Source organism: Paenibacillus sp. J31TS4 (assembly GCF_018403265.1).
Classification (GTDB): Bacteria; Bacillota; Bacilli; order Paenibacillales; family NBRC-103111; genus J31TS4.
Genome location: NZ_BOSI01000001.1, coordinates 2,081,179 through 2,105,541, shown reverse-complemented (window position 1 = coordinate 2,105,541; position 24,363 = coordinate 2,081,179). Strand labels below are relative to the sequence as shown.

21 protein-coding genes, 1 pseudogene and 1 riboswitch are annotated in these 24,363 nt (G+C 59.1%); of the genes and pseudogenes, 17 read left to right on the top strand and 5 right to left on the bottom strand.

The window, feature by feature from the left end; genetic code table 11:
* The first annotated feature begins 212 nt into the window (after positions 1-212).
* From KJS47_RS09900 to KJS47_RS09880, 6 genes and pseudogenes are all read left to right on the top strand, one after another.
* Positions 213-935: a WecB/TagA/CpsF family glycosyltransferase gene (locus KJS47_RS09900; protein WP_306433020.1), complete on the top strand. Its 723-nt coding sequence runs from the start codon at positions 213-215 to the stop codon at positions 933-935.
* Positions 936-1,369: 434 nt separating this feature from the next.
* Positions 1,370-1,915, top strand: a complete 546-nt coding sequence (locus KJS47_RS09895; RefSeq protein ID WP_213524719.1) for a DoxX family membrane protein — start codon at positions 1,370-1,372, stop codon at positions 1,913-1,915.
* A gap of 437 nt (positions 1,916-2,352) precedes the next feature.
* On the top strand, positions 2,353-3,234 hold the full coding sequence (locus KJS47_RS09890; RefSeq protein ID WP_213524718.1) for a 5'-3' exonuclease: 882 nt from the start codon (positions 2,353-2,355) through the stop codon (positions 3,232-3,234).
* Positions 3,235-3,673: 439 nt separating this feature from the next.
* Positions 3,674-3,760, top strand: a pseudogene (locus KJS47_RS24255) (TetR/AcrR family transcriptional regulator); the annotation flags it as partial.
* 27 nt (positions 3,761-3,787) lie between these two features.
* Positions 3,788-4,198: a TetR/AcrR family transcriptional regulator C-terminal domain-containing protein gene (locus KJS47_RS09885; RefSeq protein WP_283772072.1), complete on the top strand. Its 411-nt coding sequence runs from the start codon at positions 3,788-3,790 to the stop codon at positions 4,196-4,198.
* 5 nt (positions 4,199-4,203) lie between these two features.
* On the top strand, positions 4,204-5,352 hold the full coding sequence (locus tag KJS47_RS09880; RefSeq protein WP_213524716.1) for an FAD-dependent monooxygenase: 1,149 nt from the start codon (positions 4,204-4,206) through the stop codon (positions 5,350-5,352).
* Positions 5,353-5,452: 100 nt separating this feature from the next.
* Here the strand turns inward: KJS47_RS09880 and KJS47_RS09875 are convergent, their stop codons facing one another.
* Positions 5,453-5,707, bottom strand: a complete 255-nt coding sequence (locus KJS47_RS09875) for a YkgJ family cysteine cluster protein (RefSeq protein WP_213524715.1) — start codon at positions 5,705-5,707, stop codon at positions 5,453-5,455.
* 320 nt (positions 5,708-6,027) lie between these two features.
* Here KJS47_RS09875 and KJS47_RS09870 point away from each other — a divergent pair, with 320 nt between their 5' ends.
* From KJS47_RS09870 to KJS47_RS09855, 4 genes are all read left to right on the top strand, one after another.
* A complete protein-coding gene (locus KJS47_RS09870) occupies positions 6,028-6,735 on the top strand; it encodes a hypothetical protein (protein ID WP_213524714.1) in 708 nt (235 codons plus the stop codon).
* A 390-nt stretch (positions 6,736-7,125) separates the two neighbouring features.
* Positions 7,126-8,814 carry a dihydroxy-acid dehydratase gene (ilvD, locus tag KJS47_RS09865; protein WP_213524713.1) on the top strand — a complete coding sequence of 563 codons (1,689 nt, stop codon included), beginning with the start codon at positions 7,126-7,128 and terminating at the stop codon, positions 8,812-8,814.
* 170 nt (positions 8,815-8,984) lie between these two features.
* A complete protein-coding gene (locus KJS47_RS09860) occupies positions 8,985-10,013 on the top strand; it encodes a homoserine dehydrogenase (protein ID WP_213524712.1) in 1,029 nt (342 codons plus the stop codon).
* Positions 10,014-10,159: 146 nt separating this feature from the next.
* Positions 10,160-10,633, top strand: a complete 474-nt coding sequence (locus KJS47_RS09855) for a DUF2243 domain-containing protein (RefSeq protein ID WP_249716218.1) — start codon at positions 10,160-10,162, stop codon at positions 10,631-10,633.
* Between the two features lie 141 nt (positions 10,634-10,774).
* On the opposite strand, the gene KJS47_RS09850 is transcribed toward KJS47_RS09855, so the two are convergent.
* Together KJS47_RS09850 and KJS47_RS09845 are read right to left on the bottom strand one after the other, a co-directional pair.
* Positions 10,775-11,038, bottom strand: a complete 264-nt coding sequence (locus tag KJS47_RS09850; RefSeq protein ID WP_213524710.1) for a hypothetical protein — start codon at positions 11,036-11,038, stop codon at positions 10,775-10,777.
* 75 nt (positions 11,039-11,113) lie between these two features.
* Positions 11,114-11,413 (bottom strand): DUF3055 domain-containing protein, encoded by a 300-nt coding sequence (locus KJS47_RS09845; protein WP_213524709.1) that lies wholly within the window; start codon positions 11,411-11,413, stop codon positions 11,114-11,116.
* Between the two features lie 247 nt (positions 11,414-11,660).
* Between KJS47_RS09845 and KJS47_RS09840 the strand changes: the two genes are divergently transcribed.
* Positions 11,661-12,650, top strand: a complete 990-nt coding sequence (locus KJS47_RS09840) for an HRDC domain-containing protein (protein ID WP_213524708.1) — start codon at positions 11,661-11,663, stop codon at positions 12,648-12,650.
* Positions 12,651-12,918: 268 nt separating this feature from the next.
* Here the strand turns inward: KJS47_RS09840 and KJS47_RS09835 are convergent, their stop codons facing one another.
* The gene (locus KJS47_RS09835) at positions 12,919-14,523 is read right to left on the bottom strand and encodes a type 2 periplasmic-binding domain-containing protein (RefSeq protein WP_213524707.1); all 1,605 of its coding nucleotides are present in this window, start codon (positions 14,521-14,523) and stop codon (positions 12,919-12,921) included.
* Positions 14,524-14,758: 235 nt separating this feature from the next.
* Complete coding sequence (gene corA, locus KJS47_RS09830; protein ID WP_213524706.1) at positions 14,759-15,694, bottom strand: magnesium/cobalt transporter CorA; 936 nt, start codon at positions 15,692-15,694, stop codon at positions 14,759-14,761.
* Between the two features lie 385 nt (positions 15,695-16,079).
* A riboswitch (SAM riboswitch) is annotated at positions 16,080-16,198 on the top strand.
* 94 nt (positions 16,199-16,292) lie between these two features.
* Between corA and metA the strand changes: the two genes are divergently transcribed.
* From metA to thrS, 6 genes are all read left to right on the top strand, one after another.
* On the top strand, positions 16,293-17,237 hold the full coding sequence (gene metA, locus KJS47_RS09825) for a homoserine O-acetyltransferase MetA (RefSeq protein WP_213524705.1): 945 nt from the start codon (positions 16,293-16,295) through the stop codon (positions 17,235-17,237).
* A gap of 66 nt (positions 17,238-17,303) precedes the next feature.
* On the top strand, positions 17,304-18,476 hold the full coding sequence (locus KJS47_RS09820; protein WP_213524704.1) for a PLP-dependent transferase: 1,173 nt from the start codon (positions 17,304-17,306) through the stop codon (positions 18,474-18,476).
* On the top strand, positions 18,469-19,641 hold the full coding sequence (locus KJS47_RS09815) for a trans-sulfuration enzyme family protein (RefSeq protein WP_213524703.1): 1,173 nt from the start codon (positions 18,469-18,471) through the stop codon (positions 19,639-19,641). Before KJS47_RS09820 ends, KJS47_RS09815 begins: the two co-directional genes overlap by 8 nt.
* A gap of 137 nt (positions 19,642-19,778) precedes the next feature.
* Positions 19,779-20,909: a cyclic dehypoxanthinyl futalosine synthase gene (gene mqnC, locus KJS47_RS09810; RefSeq protein ID WP_213524702.1), complete on the top strand. Its 1,131-nt coding sequence runs from the start codon at positions 19,779-19,781 to the stop codon at positions 20,907-20,909.
* Between the two features lie 215 nt (positions 20,910-21,124).
* Positions 21,125-21,985, top strand: a complete 861-nt coding sequence (ytxC, locus tag KJS47_RS09805; protein WP_213524701.1) for a putative sporulation protein YtxC — start codon at positions 21,125-21,127, stop codon at positions 21,983-21,985.
* A 387-nt stretch (positions 21,986-22,372) separates the two neighbouring features.
* On the top strand, positions 22,373-24,292 hold the full coding sequence (gene thrS, locus KJS47_RS09800) for a threonine--tRNA ligase (protein ID WP_213524700.1): 1,920 nt from the start codon (positions 22,373-22,375) through the stop codon (positions 24,290-24,292).
* Positions 24,293-24,363: the final 71 nt, after the last annotated feature.

Below are 24,363 nucleotides of genomic sequence, written 5' to 3'. Positions count from 1 at the left end.
CAGGCGGAAGGCCCGGCCCCGCTTTCTCGTCTCATGCCGCACCGGCCAAGACCGGACGGGGGACCGTCGAGCACCTCCGGCTCGACCGTTTTGGATGGATACTCGGAGATTCGCCGGAAGGGTCGTGCCTTTTTGGCCGAGCCTTGTTATAATAAGTCCGTTCCCAGTATGGAAAAAGTGGGTGTGTAGCAGTGAAAGAATACGCTAGCGTTATGGGAATTCCATTCCCCAAGCTGACATTCGAGAAAGCCGTTCACATATTGGAGGAGGTCATTGACCGGCCTTACGAAAAGCTGTTTCATGTCATTACGGTTAATCCCGAGATCGTCATGTCCAGCCAGCACGACAAGCGGCTGCGCGCGATTGTCGACGAGGCCGGGCTGATCACGGCGGACGGCATCGGCATCGTCAAAATATCGCAGGTCAAGGGCAATGGCCTCCCCGAGCGGGTGACCGGCTACGATATGATGATGCGGCTGCTCGAGACCGGCAACCGCAAGGGTTGGTCGTTCTATCTGCTCGGCTGCGACGAAGAGACGAGCGTCAAAGCGGCGGAGACGATCCGGGAGCGCTACCCGAACGTCCGCATTGCAGGCAGACGCAACGGCTTCTTCAAGCCGGAGGATGACGAAGCGATCGTGCGGGACATTCAGGCGGCCAGACCCGACGTTCTGCTCGTGGCGCTCGGCGCGCCGAAGGCGGAGGAGTGGATCTACCGCTACAAAGCGGAGCTGCCTGCCAAGCTGGCGATGGGCATCGGTGGCAGTCTGGACGTGCTCGCCGGCAAGGTGAAGCGGGCACCCGTCTTCTGGCAGAAGGCGAACTTGGAATGGCTGTACCGGCTGCTGAACCAGCCTTCCCGCTGGAGACGGCAGCTCGTGCTGCCGAAGTTTGCGGTTCGCGCGCTGCTGTACAAGGAAGAGAAGGAGCGCTAATCGCCCCGAGTCGGTGTGGAGCCGCCTGCATATGCAGGCGGCTCTTTGGCGCGTACGGAAGCAAAGCCTGGCGCCACAGGCAGTGAGCCATTGTAGGCGGTGGGCCGCATGGGAGAGAGAGATGCTCGCGAAGAGCCACTGGGAGATCGGGAAGAACGATATCCGAATAAAAAAAGAGAAAGTTCGCTACTTTGTGATTTTTATCACAGCACAGGGAGCAGACTTCCTATATAGTAAAGACATGGAAGACAACGACTTTCCTAGACGCTCTACAACATGTGAAAACATTCACCAAGTCCACGATTGGATCGGGCTGTGAGGGACCCGAAGCAAGCGGAGCACCATCCGGACTCGCCAAGATCCCGCCTCTAACCGGAAGAGCGCGCGGCACCGGCAGAAAGACGTTGTCCGAATCAAACAAGGAGATGGTTAACATGATGAAATGGCTGAGAGAAAACCGCTACGCGGCCGGGTTGCTGCTGTTCGTAAGACTGTACCTCGGTTACGAATGGATGACCGGAGGCTGGCATAAATTGACCGGAGGCTTCGACGCCACCGGCTTCCTGAAAAACGCTGTAGCCAACCCGGTCGCCGATAAGGCGACGAAAGAACTCGTCTACCCGACCTTCCACGCGTTCCTGGAAACATTCGCCCTGCCGAACGCCAAGCTGTTCAACTTCCTGATCCCGCTCGGTGAATTCCTCGTCGGACTCGGCCTTCTCCTCGGCTGTCTGACCGCCGCGGCCGCCTTCTTCGGGCTCCTGATGAACTTCATGTTCCTGTTCGCGGGCACCGTAAGCACGAACCCTTGGCTCGTCCTCCTCGGCGGTATCGTCTTCATGGCCGGCATGAACGCAGGCAAATTCGGCGTCGACTTCTACCTGATGCCTTACCTGAAGACCGTATGGCGCAAGCTGACCCACGCCAAGGACGAAGGCGGCAAGCCCGCCGGCAAAACCGGAACGCCAGCCCACGCGTAACGCGTCGCCATCCTGGAATCGGATAGCGCAGCATCCGCAACATTCACGATCCCCGCGGCTTGACTCCTCGGCAGTCGCCCGATCCGACAGCAAGCCTGCTTGGCCGTCAGTCGTCAACGAATCACCGGCAGCGAAAAGCCGGATCCGGTCAATCCGGCCCTCCCGCTCCGCGTGGATGGTCAAGCGATCCGCCCTTCTCCCTCCGCCCGCCCCCTCCGAGGGGGACCGCCTTCCCGGCCGCCCGGCCGTGGGGAGGCGGTTTTTTTGTGCTTGGACGCGTGCCGACGGCAAGTGTGCCCGGCGGGACGTGCTCGCGATACGGCCAGTCGTCTCCTCGAGAACGCCGGTAAGCTGCGCTAGCGGTTCCTTACGGGGCCGCCATCTCTCCTAGGCAAGTATGGTATACTGGAAGAAACGCTAGTTTAGGAGAGAATGCAGTGAACGAGACGACAACTTCCCGCCATACCGTGCTTCTGGTCGACGGCATGGCGCTTCTATTCCGGGCTTATTACGCCACTTCGTCGAGCGGGTATATCATGAAGACGAGCGCCGGTCTGCCCGTTAACGCGGTGTACGGCTTTGTGCGCTATTTTTTGGACGCTATTCATACCTTTGCGCCTTCCCATGTCATCTGCTGCTGGGATATGGGGAGCAAGACGTTCCGCACGGAGCAGTTCGACGGTTACAAGGCGAACCGAGGCCAGCCGCCGGAAGAGATGATTCCCCAATTCGACCTCGTCAAGGACGTCGTTGCCAGCTTCGGTGTCACCAATGTCGGCTTCGCCGGCTTCGAGGCGGACGACTGCATCGGCACGCTCGCGACCCTTTATGGACAGGAGCATGACGTGCGCGTCCTGACGGGCGATCACGATATGCTTCAGCTCGTCAGCGAAAGCATCCATGTCATTATCATGAAGAAGGGCTACTCCAACTATGCCGTCTATACGCCGGCCGCGCTGCTCGAGGAACGCGGCCTTACGCCCGCGCAGATCGTCGACTTGAAAGGGTTGATGGGAGACACGAGCGACAACTATCCCGGCGTGAAGGGGATCGGCGAAAAGACGGCCGTCAAGCTGCTCCTCGAATACGGCTCGATCGAGGGGATTCTGGATAACCTCGAATCGCTCCCCAAGGGCGTCCGCACCAATATCGAAACCCAGCTCGACATGCTGCACCTGTCGCGGGATCTTGCCCGCATCCGCTGCGACGTCCCGCTGGTCTGCGCCATCGAGGACTGCTGCTGGGCGATGGACCGGCACCAGGTTATCGCGAAGTTCGAGGAGCTGGAGTTCAAGGGACTGATGAAATTAATCGGCTAGGCTCGCCGCTCTGCGCCCGCCGACTGCCTGCGCAAGCAACAAAACGACCCTGCAAGCCCGAATGGGAAGCAGGGTCGTTTTTTTGTTCTCCGAACTTTCCTGTTTCGCTATCGTCAAGCTTGCCGAACTCTGTGGAATCCGAAAGCTGCAAGGTTTGTCGCAGGCAAGTTCCTGCTACCCATAACGGCGGCATGGATCTCGTGGAAATGTTATGTCCGAGGTGGTTGACACCGCAGGGGGAACGGGAGTATTTTATGACTACGGGTCATAAAATGACTAACGGTCATAAATTTCGTGCGGGTCTGACGGGGCCTATTCTAGTTCGCATTTCTAACATAAATTTTAGTCAAAAGAGGTCTCCACATGTTAAGAGAACAAAGAAAAGAAGAATTGAAAAAACGGATTTTCGCCACTTCCCTGCAATTGTTCAGAAAAAGGGTTCGAACGGGTGACCGTCGACGAGATTACCCAAGCTTGCGGGATTGCCAAAGGAACGTTCTACAATTATTTTCCGAGTAAAGATACGATCTTGCTTCATTTAGGAAACTACCAGATGGAAGTTGTTCATCAAGTGATTAGTCGCATGTCGAATTTGCCCGGCATGAAGGAACGTTTACTAGCCATATTCAAAGAGCTGTTCGTTTATCTGGAAGACAATCGCGATCTGGCAAAAGTCGTATACTTTGAACTCTTCCGTTCGCAAATGCTCATGGAGCAGGAAGGCAAACAAGTCAAAGCCTTTCAAGCTGCACTGCTTCCCATTATGAAGGAAGGCATTGCTTTAAAGGAATTAAAAGGACACATGGACCCGGAAAGCTTGTCGTCCCTTTTGATTTCCATCTATTTTCAAACCGTTATGAATTGGCTCTCATTCCCCGATCAGGTTCAGAATCCGGTTTCGATGTTCCTGGACCAATTTGAGATGGTTTGGGAAGGAATTGGAGTGAGCAAGAAGGGAGGATAGATGGGATGGCAAACATCGCGATCATAGGCGGAGGAATCGGCGGGTTATGTACGGCCTTTGCGTTACAGCAGGGAGGACATGACGTTACGTTGTATGAAGGCGCAGCCATGTTTCCATTACCGGGAGCGGGCCTCGGGGTTGGTGCAAACGCGCTGAGAGCTTTAGATAGGCTGGGTCTAAAAGAGCCAATGATGGAACATAGCAAAATTTTGCGCAAAATGATCATTCTATCCGATAAAGGGGCGGTCATAACCGAAACGGATTCGCTTCTAGTCAGCGAACGGTTCGGTACGGATAATGTCACGATCCATAGAGCAGACCTGCTGCTTGTCCTCAGGAATGCGTTAAAGCCTGGAACGATCGTCTTCAATAAACGATGCGTGGATTTCGTGCAGGAACAAGACGGTGTGAACGTTTCGTTCGAAGATGGAGAGACCATCCGCGCGGATGCCGTAGTGGCTGCGGATGGGATAGGCTCCCTGTTCCGCAGAACGTTAGTGCCGGGTTCTACACCAAGATATGCCGGCTATACGTGCTGGCGGGCCGTCATCTCTGACCCCGGAATCGGGATCGATGATCATGTGGCCACGGAAACATGGGGACCTAAGGGACGATTTGGCATTGTTCCGCTTGCCGGCGGACAAATCTATTGGTTTGCCTGCGTGAAAGCGAAGGCACGTGATCCGCAGATAGCAAAGTATAGGATAAACGAGCTGCTCTCAATCTTTAAGGATTATCATAGGCCGATTCCACAGATCATCCAAGCAACCGATGACGCGTCGCTTATCCGCAACGATATTTTGGATATTAAGCCGATCCCGCACTATGCGTTTGACCGGATTGTCCTGCTCGGAGATGCAGCCCATGCGACCACCCCCAATCTGGGGCAAGGAGCCGGGCAAGCGATGGAGGATGCCTACATATTGGCGAGATGCTTGGAGACTGCCAGGGATATGGCCACAGCATTTAAGGAATACGAAAGAAAACGGTTAGACCGTACAGCGAAAATTATCAAAATGTCTAATCAAATCGGCCAAATCGCTCAGCTTGAAAACAAATGGCTCATTCTATTAAGAAATGCCGTCTTAAAGCAAGTTCCTCCATCGGTGAGCATGAAACGATTTGAGTTCTTATATGATGCCGATTGGGATTGAGGATATGGGAGACATACTCAATACGGAAGCCGAAGAAGAAACCGCGTCCCCTGATTCAACTGACTTTCGACTTCGATTGTCCCCCGGTTGCCCCATCCGTTCATGGCCGGGTCGCCTGTTCCAGCTTCGCCAGATACTGAAACGCCTCCTCGTTCGACTGGCCGCACATCTCCTCGGAAGGAGCGAGCGAACCGCACACCGGCGGCCGTTCCGGTCGCCCGAAGAGGCGGCACCGGTTGTCGTCGGTCAGCTGGACGCAGCGGACGCCGGCCGGCTTGCCGCCGGGCATGCCGGGGATGGGCGAGGAGATGGACACCACGATACAGCAAGCCGCACAGCCTGTCCGACATTCCATCGGCCTCTCCTCCATTCGTTCCGTTCTAGCGGACAGCTATGCCGGAAGCGCTTCTTGCCGGCTCGGCCGCAAATGCCTAGTAATTCCTTTCAGTATAGCACATACCTCTTTCCGGCCTTACACATCCTACCAATGGGTCCATCCGTTGGTAAGATTCCGGCGTCGGCAGAACGGGTAAAAAACAGATAAGATTTCGCTTTAAGGGCAGACTCCGCCTATCTGAGCGGAGCTGCGCTGGAGTCGGTACGCTGTTGCCATCCGTGGAAAAGACGGCACTCCACTTTTTTGCGAAATGGGCGGACGGAGAGGAGGCGGGACAATTGTTTATTCTTATTTACTTTGTCATCGTGTTTCTAGTCGTCGAGATCTCCACGGTGCTTTTGGTGTATACGGGGCTCGAGAAGGAGGTTTCCCGCTTCCAGGCGCTGTCCCTGCTCACGGGTACGGGATATACGACCAAAGAAGCAGAACTCATCCTCCGGCATCCGCTGCGGCGGAAAATTGGAGGCTTCCTCATTCTGTTCGGCGCGTTCTCGCTTGCGGTCGTTATCTCTGCGCTCAGCAATATCCTTGCGGAACGGTCGGGCCTCCGCACGATAGGAATCGCCGCGGTCGTGCTCGCTCTCCTGCTGGCCCTTCTGAAAATGAGGCGGATTCGCATCCCGCTCATCGGCAAGCTCCACGACCATCTGCAGCAGGATTTTGAGCCGAGCGAGCTGCCGGTGCAGGAGACGATGTATCTGTCGGAGGACGATCTCTATACGATCATTCATTTGTACGAGGGTTCCTCCTGCGTCGGTAGCCGGGCAGACAGCATCTTCCCGGCCAGTGAGGACATTCAGCTTCTGTACCTCCAGAGAGGGGACGTCAAGATTCGCATGGGCCGGCTGGAGGAAGAGCTCGCGTCCGGAGATATGCTTCATTTGTACGGGAACAAGGAGACGATAGAGCGCAAATTTCGTGACGAGATCAACCGCCTCAAGGAACAGACGGAGAACGAATCCAAAGTGATTGGCCTTGAGGAGTGAACGGAGGTATTGCTTCCGTGTGGCGGCAAACGGGTTTCGATTATGCCTCTGGGGGAGGATCGGGTGTTGGCCGGCGCGCGGTTTTGGGCGGCTGGGTGGAGAAGACGGGGAGCGCTTGGGAGGATGCAAACGGGAAGAAGAGCGGCCGGATGGGCCGCATTTTTTGTGCGCGTTTAGGACTGACGGTTCTCTCAAGACCGCAGCCAGCTGTTCGGCAGCAGCCCCGGTTGTCGGACATTGCCAGAATAGGAAATGTTCAATTCGGACAAAACGTGATACAATTTAAAGCAATGAAGCGCTAAGGACCGGAAGCCCCGGTTGCGATAGAGCTCCGTTCACGTTCTTGCTCTCATTTTATTTCTTATTCAATAAGGTAGGAGGATTTGCCGTATGTCTAAACCAGTCAAAATGCGCAGCGACATGATCAAAAAAGGCTTCGACCGTGCGCCTCACCGCAGCTTGCTGCGCGCCGCGGGCGTCAAGGAAGAGGATTTCGACAAGCCGTTCATCGCGGTCTGTAACTCGTATATCGACATCGTTCCGGGTCACGTGCATCTGCAGGAATTCGGCAAAATCGTCAAGGAAGCAATCCGCGAAGCGGGCGGCGTCCCGTTCGAATTCAATACGATCGGCGTCGACGACGGCATTGCCATGGGCCATATCGGCATGCGGTACTCGCTGCCGAGCCGCGAGATTATCGCCGATTCGCTCGAGACGGTCGTCGCGGCCCACTGGTTCGACGGCATGGTCTGCATCCCGAACTGCGACAAGATCACTCCCGGCATGATGATGGGCGCCCTGCGCGTCAACATCCCGACGATGTTCGTCAGCGGCGGACCGATGAAAGCGGGCAAGGACAGCAATGGACGTTCCATCTCGCTTACCTCCGTCTTTGAAGGCGTAGGCGCGTACCAGGTCGGCAAGCTGGACGACAAGGGCCTGCTCGAGCTTGAGCAGTACGGCTGCCCAACCTGCGGCTCCTGCTCGGGTATGTTCACGGCCAACTCGATGAACTGCCTGTGTGAAGCGCTTGGTCTCGCGCTGCCGGGCAACGGAACGATTCTCGCCGTCTCCCCGGAGCGCCGCGAATTCGTGAAGAAGTCTGCGGCTCAGCTGATGGAGCTGATCAAGCTGGACATCAAGCCGCGCGACATCGTGACGATTGAGGCGATTGACAACGCGTTCGCCCTCGATATGGCGATGGGCGGCTCGACGAACACGGTTCTGCATACGCTGGCTCTGGCGCACGAAGCCGGTATCGAATATCCGATCGAACGGATCAACGAAGTGGCGAACCGCGTGCCGCACCTTGCCAAGATCGCGCCGGCTTCGGACTACCACATTGAAGACGTGCACAATGCAGGCGGCGTGAGCGCTGTCCTGAACGAGCTGCTGAAGAAGCCGGGAGCCATCCATGGCGACCGCATCACCGTCAGCGCAAAGACGCTCGCCGAGAATGTGGCAGGCTGCGAGATTCAAGACACGGACGTCATCCACACCCTCGACAACCCGCACTCCGAGCGCGGCGGCCTGGCCGTCCTGTTCGGCAACCTGGCACCTAACGGCAGCATCATCAAGGTCGGCGCGGTCGATTCGTCCGTCGGCGGCTACCACAAAGGCCCGGCCATCTGCTTCGACTCGCAGGATGATGCGCTTTACGGCATTGCCAACGGCAAAGTGAAGGAAGGCCATGTCGTCGTCATCCGCTACGAAGGACCGAAGGGCGGTCCGGGCATGCCCGAGATGCTCGCTCCGACGTCGCAGATCGTCGGTATGGGTCTCGGCGCCAAGGTCGGCCTCATCACCGACGGCCGGTTCTCCGGCGCGTCCCGCGGCATCAGCATCGGGCACATCTCGCCGGAGGCGGCGGAAGGCGGCCCAATCGCGTTCGTCGAGGATGGAGACCTCATCGAGCTCGATCTCAACAACCGCAAGATCGAGCTGCTGATCAGCGACGAGGAGATGGAACGCCGTCGCGCGAACTGGAAGGGCTTCGAGCCGAAGGTCAAGACCGGCTACCTCGCCCGCTATTCCAAGCTCGTTACCTCGGCAAGCACGGGCGGAGTCATGAAGATCTAACCGGAACTTCGGCGTGTGATACGCCCGATAGAAAAGAGGAGCTGACCGGCTCCTCTTTTTTTCGGCTTGAACCGCGGAAATCCCGCTAGACGGCCGATACGGCTCGAAACGGCGGGGAGCGTCGGAGCTTTCGTTTAGGGACAACAAAGGAATGGACTGGAGGGGACAGAATGAGGATTGATCTAGCATTGGCCGGATACGGGGTCGTCGGCCGGGCGTTCGTCCAGCTGATCGGCGAGAAACAGGAGGAGCTGCGGCAGGCGTATGGCCTTGATCTACGGCTGATCGCCGTCGCGGGGCGGGGCATCCGGCTGCATGCCGATGACGGCCTGGAGCCGGACAAGCTGCTCGCCTGCGGAGAGGGCAGCGAGGGGCTGCGGCGGGCAGCGGACCTCAAGCCGGGCTGGCGGAGCGAAGCCCCGCTCGCCGGGGACGTGCTGATCGAGGCGACGCCGACCGATCTGGAGACAGGGGAGCCCGGCCTCTCTTATTTTCGGGAGGCGATGAAGGCGGGCATGGACATTGTGGCTATCTCCAAAGGTGCGCTCGTCACCGCCTGGGCAGCCATCATGGAAGAAGCGCGCCGGGCGAACGTGCGCGTCCGCTTCAGCGGGGCGACGGCGGCCGCGCTGCCGATGCTGGACCTCGGCCTGTACAGTCTGGCCGGCTGCCGGATCGAGCGGATCGAGGGAATTTTGAACGGCACGACGAATTTTCTGCTTTCCCGGATGCGGGAAGAGGGAGGAACGTACGCTGAGGCGCTGGCGGAAGCAAGACGCAGAGGGATTGCCGAGACGAATCCGGCGCTCGATGTAAGCGGCCGGGACAGCGCCTGCAAGCTGCTCCTGCTGGCCAACCGGCTGCTCGGCGCCGCGGCCTCGCTGGCGGATGTACGCCTGCAGGGCATCGAGGGCGTCACGCCGGCCGATATCCGGCAGGCACAGGCGGACGGCGGTCAGCTCAAGCTCGTGGCGAGCGCGTACCAGGACCGGGACGGCCGCGTCTGGCTGGAGGTCGGCCCGCGCGTTCTGCCGGCGGGGCATCCGCTCGCTGGCGTGCACGGGACGGAGAAAGGCGTCACCTTCACGACCGATTCGATGGGAGCGGTCACCGTGACGGGGGGAGCCTCGAGCCCGAGAGGGGCGGCTGCGGCCGCGCTTAAGGATATATTGAATTTGTACCGAAAGGACGAGCGATAAAAGGGCCGAAAGGCCTTTTTTTGCGGGTTCAGCTCTGGACCGGTATAGCAGGCGAAGCGCCGGGTAAGCATGGTAGAGAAGAAGCTGTCCCGCCATATGTAGAATTGTCAACTGCGGGCAGCGGGAGAAAAGGGAGGATGATAGAGTTGGGAGCTGCACAAAAACGGTTGATCTGGGCCGGCGTCATTCTCGGTATCGGTCTGATGGGGGCGCTGGACGGGATTATTTTTCATCAACTGCTGCAGTGGCACAGCGTCTACATGCCGACCGATTCTCATGGCCGGATCTTGAGCGATGGGCTGTTCCACGCGTTCACGATTGTCGTGCTCGTCGCCGGCATTCTCTATTTGTGGCGGATCGGGCAGACGAGCGGGCTTCACGGCGGCTGGCGCGAAATCGGGAGCGGAGTGCTGATGGGGGCGGGGTTTTTCAACTTGGCGGAAGGACTCGTCAATCACCAGATTCTTGGCATTCATCATGTAAAGCAGGGCGATCCGAACGAGTTCGCCTACGATATGGCTTTCCTCGCGTCGGGGGTCCTCTTGTTCGCAATCGGCTGGCTACTGCGGAAGCGCGAAGGAGATCGGAAGGAAGCAAAAGGCAGGGAAAAAGCGCTGTGACCGACTCGGTGCAGACGCAGGCAGCCGGATGGGAGACCCCATCCGGCTGCTTGTCGGTTGGCGGGAGTAGAGCCGGGGAGGGCAGCGATACTCCGTAGAGGGGCGCCGCTCTGCCCATGGCTCAGCCGCGTGGACTTAGAGCTATTCGTTCGTTTCCTCATGCGTCTCGTGATCCTCTGGGAACTCTCGTTCCATTCCTTCATGCAGCGTCCGGTTTTCATAGGTGAACCGGTTCGGCGGCCGCTGGTCCTGGCGCCACGGGGTGCTTTTTCCGAGAGACTCGGTCGGCAGCGTCATCCCGTAAGGGCCTTCCGGGAACTCCTCGGCCACGAGATCGTTACGCTGCGATTCCACGGTGGACAGGTCGGTATGCTCCAGCCTGTTTTCTTCGAGGAATTCTTCCATGGGAGCCACCTCCATAATCGGGATATCGTCCCTAGTGTGCCCCCGCAGTCCGCGGCTATACGCGTTCGCCGCCGCTTACAGGTCGGTGAAGTTGACGGTGCCGATGATAGGGGTGAGGAAGGCGAGAAGCTCCTGCTCCTCCTCCTCGGTCAGCTCGAACAGCCGGGCGAGATAACCGGGCTCCTCCAGATCGTCGGGGCCGAGTATAGCCGTGCGGCCGAGCTGCAGATCGGTAACCAGCTTCTTGCCATAGAAGCGGCCCGTGGATGTGATGGCCAGATCGAACCGCTTCACGGCTTCACCGACAAAGCTGACGAAGCGAGTCGTCGTGTCCTCGGTAGTGTCGTATAAATAATCGAATGTTTCATAGCTCATGCTAAGAACCTCCCCGTCTGCCTGCATCGGGCGGCAGGCTCGGATACTTTTGTCTTTGCTTATGATACCATGCCGGGGGAGCGGGCGAAACCGTGCGAAAAAGGCGAAAAAACGTTTGCCTTTTTGCTTCGGGGATGGTATGTTGAGGGTAGAGCAAGTCCACGGAGGAAGCACCTCTTGGCCCGTTGATCGGGACGAGAGGTGCTTTTTTTCGTGCCCAAATTCCGCCCGCAAGGAGGCTGTGACAATGAAGGTAGTATTCTGTAACACCATGGAACGCCAAACGGAGGAAAATCGCGTGCAGACCGCCCAGGTTCGGATCGGCGAACGCAAGGGAGACTGGCAAGTCGGCTGGGAAGAAACAACGCCCGACGGAGGCCGGGTGCAGGAGCTGTGGTACGAAGGGCCGCGCTGGGAGGAGGCGCTGGCAGCCTTCCGCGGCGGCATGCAGGACAAGGCGGCGTCTGGCTTCGAACCGCTGGTCCGGGAGGGAGCGCCCCGCCCCGTTCGCCTGCCCCGCAATCTTCCTACGCTGAAGCTGCAGTATTACAGTGAAAAGAACGCGAATCCGGAGGCTTATCAGGTGCTTCGCCAATGGCGGAAGGACCAGGCGGCCAAGGAGGGACGCTCGGCCTTTCTCGTGGCCGGCAACCGCCTGCTGCAGACGCTCGGCACGTTTCTCCCGAAGACGGAAGAGGAGCTTCGGAGCATTCCGGGCTTCGGGGAGCACAAGATCGGCGCCTACGGCGCAGCCGTTCTCGAGCTGCTCCAGCCCTTTCCGCGGGAGCTCACCTATCCGCTCGACTGGGTAGACGATGCGGTGGATGCGGATGACTTCGCCTCGTGGCTGGAGCGCGAGGCGGCCAAGCGGGAGACGGCCGAGCAGAAGAAGAGAGAGACGAAGCGGCTCTTGCTCGAAGCGATCGGCGAAGGCCTCGGACTCGAGGCGATCGGCCGCCGGCTGTCGGTGGAACGGCGGGAGATCGTTCCGCTGGTGGAGGAGCTCGACCGCGATGGCTGCGACGTCAGCGGCTTCGTCGAACGAGAGCTGAGTTCCATCGCCGCGGAGGAGCTGGAGCAGGCCGACCGGCTGTTCGCGGATCTCGGCGACCGGTACTTGAAGCCGGTGGCACAGCAGCTGTATAGCGAGGAGGAGATGAAGGGCCGGGAGGCGGCTCGCATCTATGAGTGGCTGCGGCTGTACCGGCTTAAGTTCCGGCGCAAAGCCGCGAGCTAGCGTCACCGGTCTGGCCGCATGAGAATCAATCGCTACTTACTGTCTAGCCGCTTGGTTCATGAAGCGCTGACGGCAAGTACTTGTCCGACAGCGGCTGAGCGGTAAGGCTCTCGGCACGTGTCGCCAGAATAGAAAACCGGCCGCTCTCAGAGCGGCCGGTTTTCTGCTTGCTATTGGGTGCTTGCTGGGCGGAGGGCTCCTAGCGGAGGCCTCTCCCATCGTTGAGAGGAGCGTCCGCCTGGGAGGGGGAAGCCGCTAAGCGGGCTTCCTAGTTCTCCGACTTGAACTTGAGCGTCTTGCCGCGGGCGGTGCCGACCTGCTGGGCGTAACCCTCGAAGATCTCCTTAGCGGCGTATTTGGTCATCAGCTCCTGCCGGTACTTCGGCCAGTTGGAAGCATCCTTCTCCTCGAACAGGATCTTCGTTTGCAGCTTGTTCATCTGGGCGCGCATCGCCGCGAGGTCAATGCCCGGGCCAACGGTCAGGCTGGTGCCGAGAGCGTCGTAGTACTTATACGACTTCAGCTTCGCCAGGATGGCGCGGTCGCGGTCGGTTTCGCGCGGATCCATAATCTCGAACTTGAATACCTCCGGCTCGATCGGCGTAAAGAAGCCGTAGATGTCGAGGAAGCTGCCGTTGTCCGTGATGTTCGCCTTGTAGGCATCCGGCACGACTTCGATCTTGTTGCCGTTCTTTTTGTAGTCCCGGCCCTCGACGCCGTAGTGCGTCAGCAGGAAGCCTTCCTCGCTCGCCAGCCAGTCGAGAATCTCGACGGAGCGCTTGATCTTGTCTTCGGACGCCTTGACGCTGAACATGAACGGGTTGCCGGGAGCCGGCAGCATGTTGACGCCTTCCTTGGCCCACGGGTGGAACGGCTGCCAGTCGGCCGTCTTGACGCCCGTGACGTCCTTGGTCTTCTTCTGCAGGCTGTTCGGGTAATTGTCCAGCGCCGCATCCCGCGCGCCGGAGATGACGATGCCGATCTTGCCCTGAGCGGCCTTGTCGATCTGCTGGCCGGCCTTGTTCAGGAACCAGTCGGGGTCGATGATCTTCATGTCGAGCGTCTTCTTCAGGTCGTTCAGCACCTTCTCCATCCGGAGGTCGGTCCGGGTGTCGATGTACTGGTCGCCGTCGACAAGAGAGCCGACATACGCCTGATGCTTGTAGAACTCGGGGAAGTCACCGGGAATCGCCGAGCCTCCGCCTGCCGCGGACATGCCGAACGTATCGTTTTTGCCGTTGCCGTCAGGATCGTTGAAGGTGAATTGCTTCATGACTTCGATCATTTCGTCGTAGGTTTCGGGAATCTTCAGGTTCAGCTTATCCAGCCAGTCCTTGCGGATGTAATACGACGTGTACAGCTGGCGGGCGAAGCCGAGCGGCGCGCGCTTGTAGACGCCTTGCACCTGGTACTGCTTCACCTCGGCCTCGTTCGTCCAGTACTTGAAATAGTTCGGCATGGTCTGCGGCGTCACGTATTTCGTCAAGTCCGCGACGACCTGGTCGACGATGTAGTTGTTCGAGGCCCGTCCATCCGTAACCATCAGATCGGGCGGCGTGCCTCCAGACAGCAGGAGGTTGAGCTTGTTGGTGTAGTCTGTGCCGAGTGCAAGATGCTGAATTTTGAGGTCGACGTTGAACTTCTCCTCGATGGTCTTCTTGACGAAGTCCTTGTCACCTGCCGGCAGAGAGGCGTTCTGGTTCGCTGCTATGAACCAATTGAGCGTCAGCTTGGGCTTCTGAGTAGCTTGGGCCTGGCCGGTTCCTCCCGGCGAGTTGGATGGAGCGGGACTTCCCGAGTCCCCCTTACTGCATGCGCTGAGCAAAAGCGAAGTACCTAGCAGACAGACAGAGATGCGTTTCCAATGTGCCATACTGACCCTCTCCTCTTTCGATAGTAAAGCGCTTACAAGACAATATGAAACATACTGAACGACAGGCGCTTTTCAATGCGCCCGGGCCTTTCCTCTGAATAGTAACATATCCTTCCAAAATCGGGAATCCAATCCGAATTTTGGACGACAAAAAGACCTCCCTTGTCATGTCACGCCGTAGCGCGTCATCGAAAGGGAGGTCGCGGACTGCCGGCAGGATCGGGCGGCAGGCCCGTCACAGCCAATCCTTCTTCTTAAACAGAAAGTACATGCCAAGGCCCAATAAGCCCATCAGGCTGATGACCAAATAGTCGAAACCCGGAGTATGCAAGCCGGGCAGATCCTCGAAGTTCATCCCGTATATCCCGGTGATGAACGTCAGCGGCATGAAGATGGTCGTAAGCGCGGTGAACACCCGCATGATTTCGTTCGCCCGGTTCGAAAGGCTCGACTGGTATGCTTCCCGCAGGTTCGCCATCAGATCGCGGAACGTATCGAATTCCTCCGCTATCTTCACGGCGTTTTCGTAGATGTCGCGGAAATACTTTTGCAGCTCGTCGTCGATGAGCCTAAGCTCCTTCTTGTTGAGTGTGGCGATGAGCTCCTTCTGCGGCCCGAGTGTTTTTTTCAGCCACAGAATCTCGCTGCGCAGACCGATCAGCTCGTTCAGATGGGACTTCTTCGTGTTCATCAGAATGTCTTCTTCGAGTTTCTCGATCCGCGCCTCGATCCGGTCGGCTACATTGAAGTAATTGTCCACCACGAGGTCGATCAGGTGGTACATAAGCCGGTCGGGAGTGTGGACCTCTTCCTCCCACAGAATCGGCTTGAGCGTGCGGATCTCGTTAATTCTCTGCCGGGTAATCGTAATAATGTAGTGCGGGCCGAGGAACATGTTGAGCGCGCGGAGGAAGATCTCCTCGTCGTCGAACCGGATGCTGTTGATGACGATAAAATAGTGCGAATCGTACAGCTCGATCTTGGGGCGCTGCTCCTCCTCGCTCAGACAGTCCTCCACCGCGAGCTCGTGCAGATGGAACAGCGGCTGCAGCAGCTCGAGATCTTCTATCGAGGCGTCGATCCAGTAAAAGCCGTTGTCCGGCTTCTGGGCAGCCTGCGTAACTTCATCAATTAATGTAAAAACCCCGTTTTGCACAAGGCGTACTTTCATAGCGGTTCCCTCCTCTTCTTCCTTGTCTTAAGGCCAAGGAGAAGACGACAGGACAATGCAAAACGGCTTTCCTATGGAATCGCCGGCTAGCGGCGGTTCAAAAAAGCGCATGGGAGCAGTGCCCGACCGTCTCTCCTTTGGTCAGCGGACGTCATCTTATGGTTGTTGGTTTGCCACGATCGGTCTATGTCCATGCACATTCACCCCTTTTTCCATGCCGGGAGCGGCAGCCCCGAAAGCACGAACTAAGTATAACCGCTTGCCCTCTTTTCCAGCAAGACGGGATCTGTTCAAATTATGCCCCGGCAGGGCCCATTGTTCCTTGACGAAACCGCCTGGATCCAGTAAAGTAGAGGCATCTACACAAACAACCGAATACGCAAGACTCTTATCAAGAGTAGGTGGAGGGACTAGCCCGATGATACCCGGCAACCGACAGGCTCATAAGCGAGCAGGCACGGTGCTAAATCTTGCAGGAACATGCATGTTTCTGAGAGATGAGAGAGGACAATTTTTTAACTATGTGCCTTTCTCTATCCGGAGAAAGGCTTTTTTGATTGCCTTTCTCAACTACTAACCAGACGAAGGAGCGATCGCCATGCCGATTAAAATCCCGGATCATCTGCCGGCCAAGGAGATTCTCAGTCAGGAGAACATCTTCGTCATGGGCGAGGAGGACGCCGTCCGCCAGGACATCCGCCCGCTCAAAATCGCCATTATGAACCTCATGCCCACCAAGGAAACGACGGAGACGCAGATTCTGCGCTTGATCGGCAATACGCCGCTGCAGGTCGAGTTCGTCCTGCTGCACCCACGTACCCATACGTCCAAGAATACGTCCCCGGAGCATCTGGAGCAGTTTTACCAGACATTCGACGAGGTGAAGGACCAGCAGTTCGACGGCATGATCATTACAGGCGCTCCCGTGGAGCAGATGCCGTTCGAGGAAGTTAACTATTGGGAAGAATTGCAGCAGATTATGGACTGGAGCCGCGAGAACGTGACTTCGACCATGTACATCTGTTGGGCTTCCCAGGCCGGGCTTTACCATCATTACGGGGTTCCGAAGTATCCCGTGGACAAAAAGGTGTTCGGCGTCTTCCCGCACACGGTGGCCAAGCAGAACATTAAGCTGCTGCGCGGCTTCGACGACGTCTTCTACGTTCCGCAGTCGCGCCATACCGAGGTGCGCCGGGAGGATATCGAGCCGATCGGGGAACTGGAGATTTTGTCCGAGTCGGAGGAATCCGGCATTTATCTCGTGGCAAGCCGCGACGGGCGCGAAATCTTCGTCACCGGACATTCGGAGTATGATCCGCTGACGCTCAAGTGGGAATACGACCGCGACGTGAACAAGGGGCTTGCGATCGATGTGCCTCAGAACTATTACCCGAACAACGATCCGTCCAAAACGCCGCTTTCGCTATGGAGAGGGCACGCGAACCTGCTCTTCTCGAACTGGCTCAACTACTACGTCTACCAGGAAACGCCTTACGACCTGAACGCCAAGCGCGAAGCCAAGGAAACAGCCGCTCGCGCCTGAGACGAACTCTGTCATCCTGCACCCTTAGCTGCACCAACCATCATCGTTTGGGAGGAATTGTTTGCCATGAGAATTGAAAGCCGTTTGGCCCAGATCGGATCGGTATCGGAGCCGGTTACCGGGGCCGTCAGTTATCCGATCTACAATGCTACCGCCTTCCGTCATCCGCGGCTCGGTCAAAGCACCGGGTTCGACTATTCCCGCACCAAGAATCCGACCCGCGCCGTTCTCGAGGAAGCGATCGCGGAGCTGGAGGCCGGAGACGCGGGCTTCGCGTTCAGCACGGGCATGGCGGCACTGCAGACAATCTTCTCGCTATTCCGTTCGGGCGACCATCTCATCGTCTCGCTTGATCTGTACGGAGGCACCTATCGGCTCCTGGAGCGCATCATGGGCAAGTTCGGCGTGACCGCCTCCTATGTGGATACGAACGACCTTGAGGCGCTGGAGCGATGTCGGACGGAGAGCACCCGTGCCGTGCTGATCGAGACGCCGACGAACCCGCTCATGATGGTGACGGACCTGGCCGCGGTCAGCGCCTGGGCCCGGTCCCGCGGCCTGTTGACCATCGTCGATAACACGCTCCTGACACCGTTCTTTCAGCGTCCGCTCGAGCTGGGCGCGGACATCGTCGTCCACAGCGCGACCAAGTACCTGGGCGGCCATAACGACGTGCTGGCCGGCCTGGTCGTCACCAAAGGCAAGGAGCTGTCCGAGGAGATGGCGTTCCTGCACAATTCCATCGGCTCGGTGCTCGGCCCGAACGACTCCTGGCTGCTCATGCGGGGAATGAAGACGCTGGCGCTTCGGATGGAGCGCCATCAGGAGAATGCGACGCGGATCGCCCAGTATCTCGAAGGGCATCCGCTCGTTGCCGAGGTGTTCTATCCGGGGCTTGAGAGTCACCCCGCTTATTCCATTCAGAGGAAGCAGGCTTCGGGCAACACCGGCATCTTCTCCTTCAAGGTGACCGACGCCCGCCTGGTCGAGCCGATTCTGCGGCACATCCGGCTGATCGCGTTCGCCGAGAGCCTGGGCGGCGTCGAGTCGCTCATGACGTACCCGGCGGTCCAGACGCACGCAGACATTCCGGAGGCGATCCGCCGGCAGGTCGGCGTCGACGACCGGCTGCTGCGCTTCTCGGTCGGCATCGAGCATGCCGACGACCTGATCGCCGATCTCGAGCAGGCGCTCGTGGCGGCGGAGGAAGAGACGAAGGGAGCGGGGAGCCGTGGCTGAGGACAGACAGCGCAGCGATAACGAACGGACGCCGGATTTCGCCACGAGGCTCATTCACTTCGGCTCGGAGATTGACCGGACGACCGGGGCGGCGAGCTTTCCGATCTATCAGACGTCGACCTTTCATCATTTCGATCTGGAGCATCCCCCGGTCCACGACTATACACGTTCGGGCAACCCGACGCGGCAGGCGCTGGAGGACTATATAGCCACTCTCGAGGGCGGCGCGCGCGGCTTCGCCTTCGCCTCGGGCATGGCGGCGATCTCCGCCGCCTGCTTCCTGCTCTCGGCGGGGGATCACCTCATCTGCACGGAGGACGTATACGGAGGGACGTACCGGCTTCTGACGACGATTCTGAGCCGGATGAACATCGAGACGACCTTCGTGGACATGACGGATCTGGAGCAGGTCAAAGCTGCCCTGCGCCCGAACACCAAGGCCGTGTTCCTCGAGACGCCGTCCAACCCGACGCTCAAGATTACCGACATCCGGGCCGTCGCCGGCTGGGCCAAAGAGAACGGCCTGCTGACGATGCTGGACAACACATTCATGACGCCTTATCACCAGCGTCCGATCGAGCTCGGCATCGACATCGTCCTCCACAGCGCGACCAAGTTCCTCGGCGGGCACAGCGACGTGCTGGCCGGCCTGGCCGTGGCCGCGACGGACGAGCTGGGGGTTCGCCTCAAGCAGATTCAGAACGGGCTCGGCAACGTGCTGGGCGTGCAGGATTCGTGGCTGCTCATTCGCGGGATGAAGACGCTGCAGGCACGGATGGAAGCGCACGAGCGCAGCGCCCGTACGCTGGCCTCTTGGCTGGCTGCCCATCCGGAGATCGCCCGCGTCTATTATCCCGGGCTCTCGGATCACCCGGGGCGCGAGATCCAGGAGGCGCAGTCCCGCGGCTACGGCGCCGTCGTCTCGTTCGACGTCGGCAGCGGAGAGCGGGCGCGGCGGCTGCTCGGCCGGGTGAAGCTCCCTCTCGTCGCGGTCAGCCTGGGCGCGGTCGAGAGCATCCTCTCTTACCCGGCGATGATGTCGCACGCGGCGATGCCGCCGGAGGTCCGCGCGGAGCGGGGCATTACCGACGGCCTGCTGCGGTATTCCGTCGGCCTCGAAGCGGTGGACGATCTGATCGCCGACCTCGAGCAGGCGCTCCGCTGATCCGGCCCGTGTTGCACGCCTCGGTTTCACCGGATCGTAACGCGTGCCGGATAGGAGACGGGTGACGGCTCCTGCCCGGTATGTTACGATGGGAGAAGCTGTTTGTTTGAAACCGAGCCAGAGGAGATGAAGATATCGTGAGCGCCATTGACCCGATTCTGGACAAAGCGGTCGCCGGCGGACGCATCAGCCTGGAGGACTGTATCCAGCTGTTCGAATCCGACGAAATCGAAAAGTTGGGCGACGCCGCCAACAAGATCATGCTGAAGTGGCATCCTGAACCGATCACGACGTTCGTCGTCGGACGCAACGTCAACTATACCAACGTATGCGACACCTACTGCCGGTTCTGCGCGTTCTACCGCGCACCAGGCGCCGAGGGCGGCTATGTGCTCCCGAACGAGACGATCTTCCAAAAGATTCAGGAGACGATCGACGTAGGCGGCACCGAGATTCTGATGCAGGGGGGCACCCACCCGAGCCTGCCGTTCTCGTACTACACCGATCTGCTGCGGGAGATCAAGAAGCGGTTCCAGATCCAGATGCATTCGTTCTCCCCCGCAGAGATCATCAAGATGGTCGAGCTCTCGGGACTGACGCTCGACGAGGTCATCCGTGAGCTGAACGAAGCCGGACTCGATTCGCTGCCGGGCGGAGGCGCCGAGATTCTCGACGACCGGACGCGCATGAAGATCAGCCGGAAGAAGGGCTCCTGGCGCCAGTGGATGGACGTTATGGAGGCGGCGCATCGCCGCGGCATGTCCACGACGGCGACCATGGTCGTCGGCTTCGGCGAATCGAACGAGGAGCGCGCGCTGCACCTGCTGCGCGTCCGCGATTCGCAGGACAAGTGCCTGGAGCAGAAGCTGCCGTCGCCGGGCTTCCTCGCGTTCATCCCGTGGATTTTCCAGCCGGACAACACCAACCTGAAGGTGGAGAAGGCAGGCCCCGACGTCTACCTGAAGACGCTCGCGATCAGCCGGATTATGCTGGACAACATTCCGAACTTCCAATCCTCGTGGGTTACGATGGGACCGGAGGTCGGCAAGCTGTCGCTGTCCTACGGCTGCAACGACTTTGGCTCGACGATGATCGAGGAGAACGTAGTCTCGGCGGCCGGCACGACGCACAAGGTCAACATCTCGCTTATTCTGCAGCTCATCCGCGAAGCCGGCAAAATCCCGGCTCAGCGCAACACCAGCTACAACATTCTGCGCATGTACAACGAGCAGGACGTAGCCGACCAGGATTTTGTCATGCAGAACTAATCCCATAGTCTGGTCCCAGGCAAGACCAGAGCAAGACGCCGTCCGGGCGAACCGGGCGGCGTTTTTTGTCGTTTTGGAATATCCCCTTCCCCGGCTTGCTGACTTCCCGTCTCCACTTTTTGGCGGCGGTCCGCGTCTGAGGTTTTTGATTGTATATCTCGTTTTCGCAAACCATATACATTATCACGTGCATACTGCCGGAAGGAGGGAAGGCGATGAAGCTGTATCAAATCACGCTGCCCAAGATGGACGAGGAGACGTGGACCCGGCTGACGGAGGAGCTGACCCGGGAGCTGCGAGCGCTGCCGCACGAAGAGGCCAGCTGCCGGGTGAAGGCCGACGCTGCAGCCGGCATGCTGGAGCTGCACTGCGAGCCGGTCGCCGAACGCCTGCCGATGGCGGAGGTCCGGCGGGCGGCGGGAGCCGTACTGGCCGAGGCATTGGCCGAGGTCGTGGTCCGGGTGCTCGAGAGTCAGCTGCTGAGCCGGATTGCGGCAGGCGTGTCGCCGTTCTCCGGCAGGGAGGAGACGGCCAAGCTGATCCGCTACAGCGAGGAGCTGCTGGAAGGAGGGGGCGAGGAAGGCGCCGGACAGACGGGGCTTCGCCGCCGTGCCAAAATCGCGGCCTTGATCGCCGACTATCTCCAGGAGCAGAACGCGCTTCATCTGGAAGGCTTCGTGACGTTCCGCCTGCCGTTCTACCGGAAGGAACTGGAGGAGACGCTCGATTACGCCATTGAGGAAATGGTGATGGACCAGCAGTACCAGGATTTCATCTCGCTGCTCAAGTACTATGTGTTCATCCAGGATACGATCATGCCGGCGGCTCATCTGCTGCACAAGGGCGGACACGATTTTCAGCTGCTGAACGACCAGATGAAGCCCATCGACCCCAAGCTGCTCGCCGGAGCGGGCGGCGATATGCCGGATACGGGAGGCACGGTCGAGGATATGATCGTGAGCGCGCTCCTGACCGTGTCTCCGCGCAAAATCTTCATCCATACGAGAGAGCCGGAGCTGCAGGTCATCAAGACGATCCAGCAAATCTTCGAGAACCGGGTGGAGCTCTGCACTTGACCTTCCGGTCAGCGAGTTTTATAATGAAGGCCATAACCAGCAAGATCAGGCGATGACCAAAGACACGATTCCCATGAACGGGCTGTCCAGAGAGAGGACGACTGCTGAAAGCTCCTCCAGCGACCGCATCGGAATTACCCCTTTGGAGCCGCGACCCCGAACCCGCCCCAGCGCGGCAGTAGGCGCCGCCGTCTCATCCGCGTTACCGGATGCCGAAGAGGACCTCGCTTCAGACAAAAGCGCGGACCGGCGAGAGCCGGATGCGCCGCACTTTGCTGCCGCGGGTCGAACTAGGGTGGAACCACGAGCTGAACGCACTCGTCCCTTGGACGTAGCTGCGTTTTTTTGCGTTCATAGAATCCAGATTTGAAACAGGAGGAGACGACAATGCCAAACGTAAAAGTAACGTTCCCGGACGGTGCGGTAAGGGAGTACGAGCGCGGCACCACGATCGAGGAAGTGGCCGGCTCCATCAGCTCCGGGCTTAAGAAAAACGCAGTCGCCGGCAAGATCGACGGCAAGCCGGTCGACCTGAACCGTCCGATCGAAGAGGACAGTGCGGTCGAGATCATTACGCTCGACAGCAAGGACGGCCTGGAGGTGTACCGGCACAGCACGGCCCACCTGATGGCGCAGGCGATCAAACGGATTTACGGCGAGAAGGCCGTCAAGCTCGGCATCGGCCCAGTCATCGAGGACGGCTTCTACTACGACATCGACATCGACAAGCCGCTGACGCCGGACGATCTGGCCGCAATCGAGAAGGAAATGGAGAAGATCACGCAGGAGAACCTGCCGATTACCCGTCGGGTTGTCAGCCGCGAGGAAGCGCTGCGCATCTTCGGCGAGCTCGAGGATCCGCTCAAGCTCGAGCTGATCCGCGATCTGCCCGAAGGCTCGGTCATTACGATCTACGACCAGGGCGAATTCTTCGACCTGTGCCGCGGTCCGCACTTGCCGTCCACGGGCAAGATCAAGGCGTTCAAGCTGCAAAACGTGGCCGGCGCTTACTGGCGCGGCAATTCGGACAACAAAATGCTGCAGCGGATCTACGGAACGTCGTTCCCGAAGAAGGCGCAGCTGGACGAGCACCTGCATCTGCTCGAGGAAGCCAAGAAGCGCGACCACCGCAAGCTGGGCAAGGAACTCGGCCTGTTCATGTTCTCCGAGGAAGCGCCGGGCATGCCGTTCTACCTGCCGAAGGGTATGACGATCCGCACGCAGCTGGAGAACTTCTCCCGCGACCTGCAGACGAAGCGCGATTACGACGAGGTGCGCACGCCGTTCATGATGAACCAGCGGCTGTGGGAGCAGTCCGGTCACTGGGATCACTACCACGAGAACATGTACTTCTCCGAGGTCGACGATACGAGATTCGCGCTCAAGCCGATGAACTGCCCGGGACACATGCTTATCTTCAAAAACAGCCTGCACTCGTACCGCGAACTGCCGATCCGCATCTCGGAATTCGGCCAGGTGCACCGGCACGAGCTGTCCGGCGCCCTGAACGGCATGATGCGTGTGCGGACGTTCTGCCAGGACGACGCTCACATCTTCGTGCGTCCCGACCAGATCGAGGACGAGATCAGCAAGGTCATCGCCCTGATCGACGAGATCTACTCCGTATTCGGCTTTGAATATAAAATCGAGCTGTCGACGCGTCCGGAGGATTCGATGGGCTCCGAGGAACTGTGGAACCAGGCCGAGCAGGCGCTGCAGAGCGTCCTCGACGCCCGCGGCATCGAATACCGCGTCAACGAGGGCGACGGGGCTTTCTACGGACCGAAGATCGACTTCCACATCCTCGACGCGCTCAAGCGGAGCTGGCAGTGCGCCACGATCCAGCTCGACTTCCAGATGCCGGAGAAGTTCGACTTGTCGTATATCGGCGAAGACAATCAGAAGCATCGTCCGGTCGTCATTCACCGCGCCGTCTACGGTTCTATCGACCGGTTCATCGGCATTCTGACGGAGCACTTCAGCGGTGCGTTCCCGACCTGGCTCGCGCCGGTGCAGGCGAAGCTGCTTCCGGTATCGGACGCATTCCTCGACTATGCGCTGCAGGTGAAGCAGTCGCTTGAGGAAGCCGGCATCCGCGTCGAGATCGACGCACGCAGCGAGAAGCTCGGCTACAAGATCCGCGAGGCACAGCTGGAGAAGGTGCCGTACATGCTCGTGCTCGGCGAGAACGAGCGCTCGAGCGGCTCCGTCGCCGTCCGCAAGCGCGGAGAAGGCGACCTTGGCACGATGGGCGTGAAGGAGATCGCTGACCGGATCGCCGAGGAAATCCGCACGAAGCAGCTGTAATAGCGTGAGCTCGGGAGAACCCGGCAATAGGCCGGTCACGAGGCGGATGCCCCGCTTCTCCCGGCGCTATG

What these genes read in the sequence shown, in the direction of transcription:
- KJS47_RS09900 (WP_306433020.1), top strand. Translation starts at nt 213, where the DNA reads ATGGGAATTCCATTCCCCAAGCTGACATTCGAGAAAGCCGTTCACATA.
- KJS47_RS09895 (WP_213524719.1), top strand. Translation starts at nt 1,370, where the DNA reads ATGATGAAATGGCTGAGAGAAAACCGCTACGCGGCCGGGTTGCTGCTG.
- KJS47_RS09885 (WP_283772072.1), top strand. Translation starts at nt 3,788, where the DNA reads ATGGAAGTTGTTCATCAAGTGATTAGTCGCATGTCGAATTTGCCCGGC.
- KJS47_RS09880 (WP_213524716.1), top strand. Translation starts at nt 4,204, where the DNA reads ATGGCAAACATCGCGATCATAGGCGGAGGAATCGGCGGGTTATGTACG.
- KJS47_RS09875 (WP_213524715.1), bottom strand. Translation starts at nt 5,707, where the DNA reads ATGGAATGTCGGACAGGCTGTGCGGCTTGCTGTATCGTGGTGTCCATC.
- ilvD (WP_213524713.1), top strand. Translation starts at nt 7,126, where the DNA reads ATGTCTAAACCAGTCAAAATGCGCAGCGACATGATCAAAAAAGGCTTC.
- KJS47_RS09860 (WP_213524712.1), top strand. Translation starts at nt 8,985, where the DNA reads ATGAGGATTGATCTAGCATTGGCCGGATACGGGGTCGTCGGCCGGGCG.
- KJS47_RS09850 (WP_213524710.1), bottom strand. Translation starts at nt 11,038, where the DNA reads ATGGAAGAATTCCTCGAAGAAAACAGGCTGGAGCATACCGACCTGTCC.
- KJS47_RS09845 (WP_213524709.1), bottom strand. Translation starts at nt 11,413, where the DNA reads ATGAGCTATGAAACATTCGATTATTTATACGACACTACCGAGGACACG.
- KJS47_RS09840 (WP_213524708.1), top strand. Translation starts at nt 11,661, where the DNA reads ATGAAGGTAGTATTCTGTAACACCATGGAACGCCAAACGGAGGAAAAT.
- KJS47_RS09835 (WP_213524707.1), bottom strand. Translation starts at nt 14,523, where the DNA reads ATGGCACATTGGAAACGCATCTCTGTCTGTCTGCTAGGTACTTCGCTT.
- corA (WP_213524706.1), bottom strand. Translation starts at nt 15,694, where the DNA reads ATGAAAGTACGCCTTGTGCAAAACGGGGTTTTTACATTAATTGATGAA.
- metA (WP_213524705.1), top strand. Translation starts at nt 16,293, where the DNA reads ATGCCGATTAAAATCCCGGATCATCTGCCGGCCAAGGAGATTCTCAGT.
- KJS47_RS09820 (WP_213524704.1), top strand. Translation starts at nt 17,304, where the DNA reads ATGAGAATTGAAAGCCGTTTGGCCCAGATCGGATCGGTATCGGAGCCG.
- ytxC (WP_213524701.1), top strand. Translation starts at nt 21,125, where the DNA reads ATGAAGCTGTATCAAATCACGCTGCCCAAGATGGACGAGGAGACGTGG.
- thrS (WP_213524700.1), top strand. Translation starts at nt 22,373, where the DNA reads ATGCCAAACGTAAAAGTAACGTTCCCGGACGGTGCGGTAAGGGAGTAC.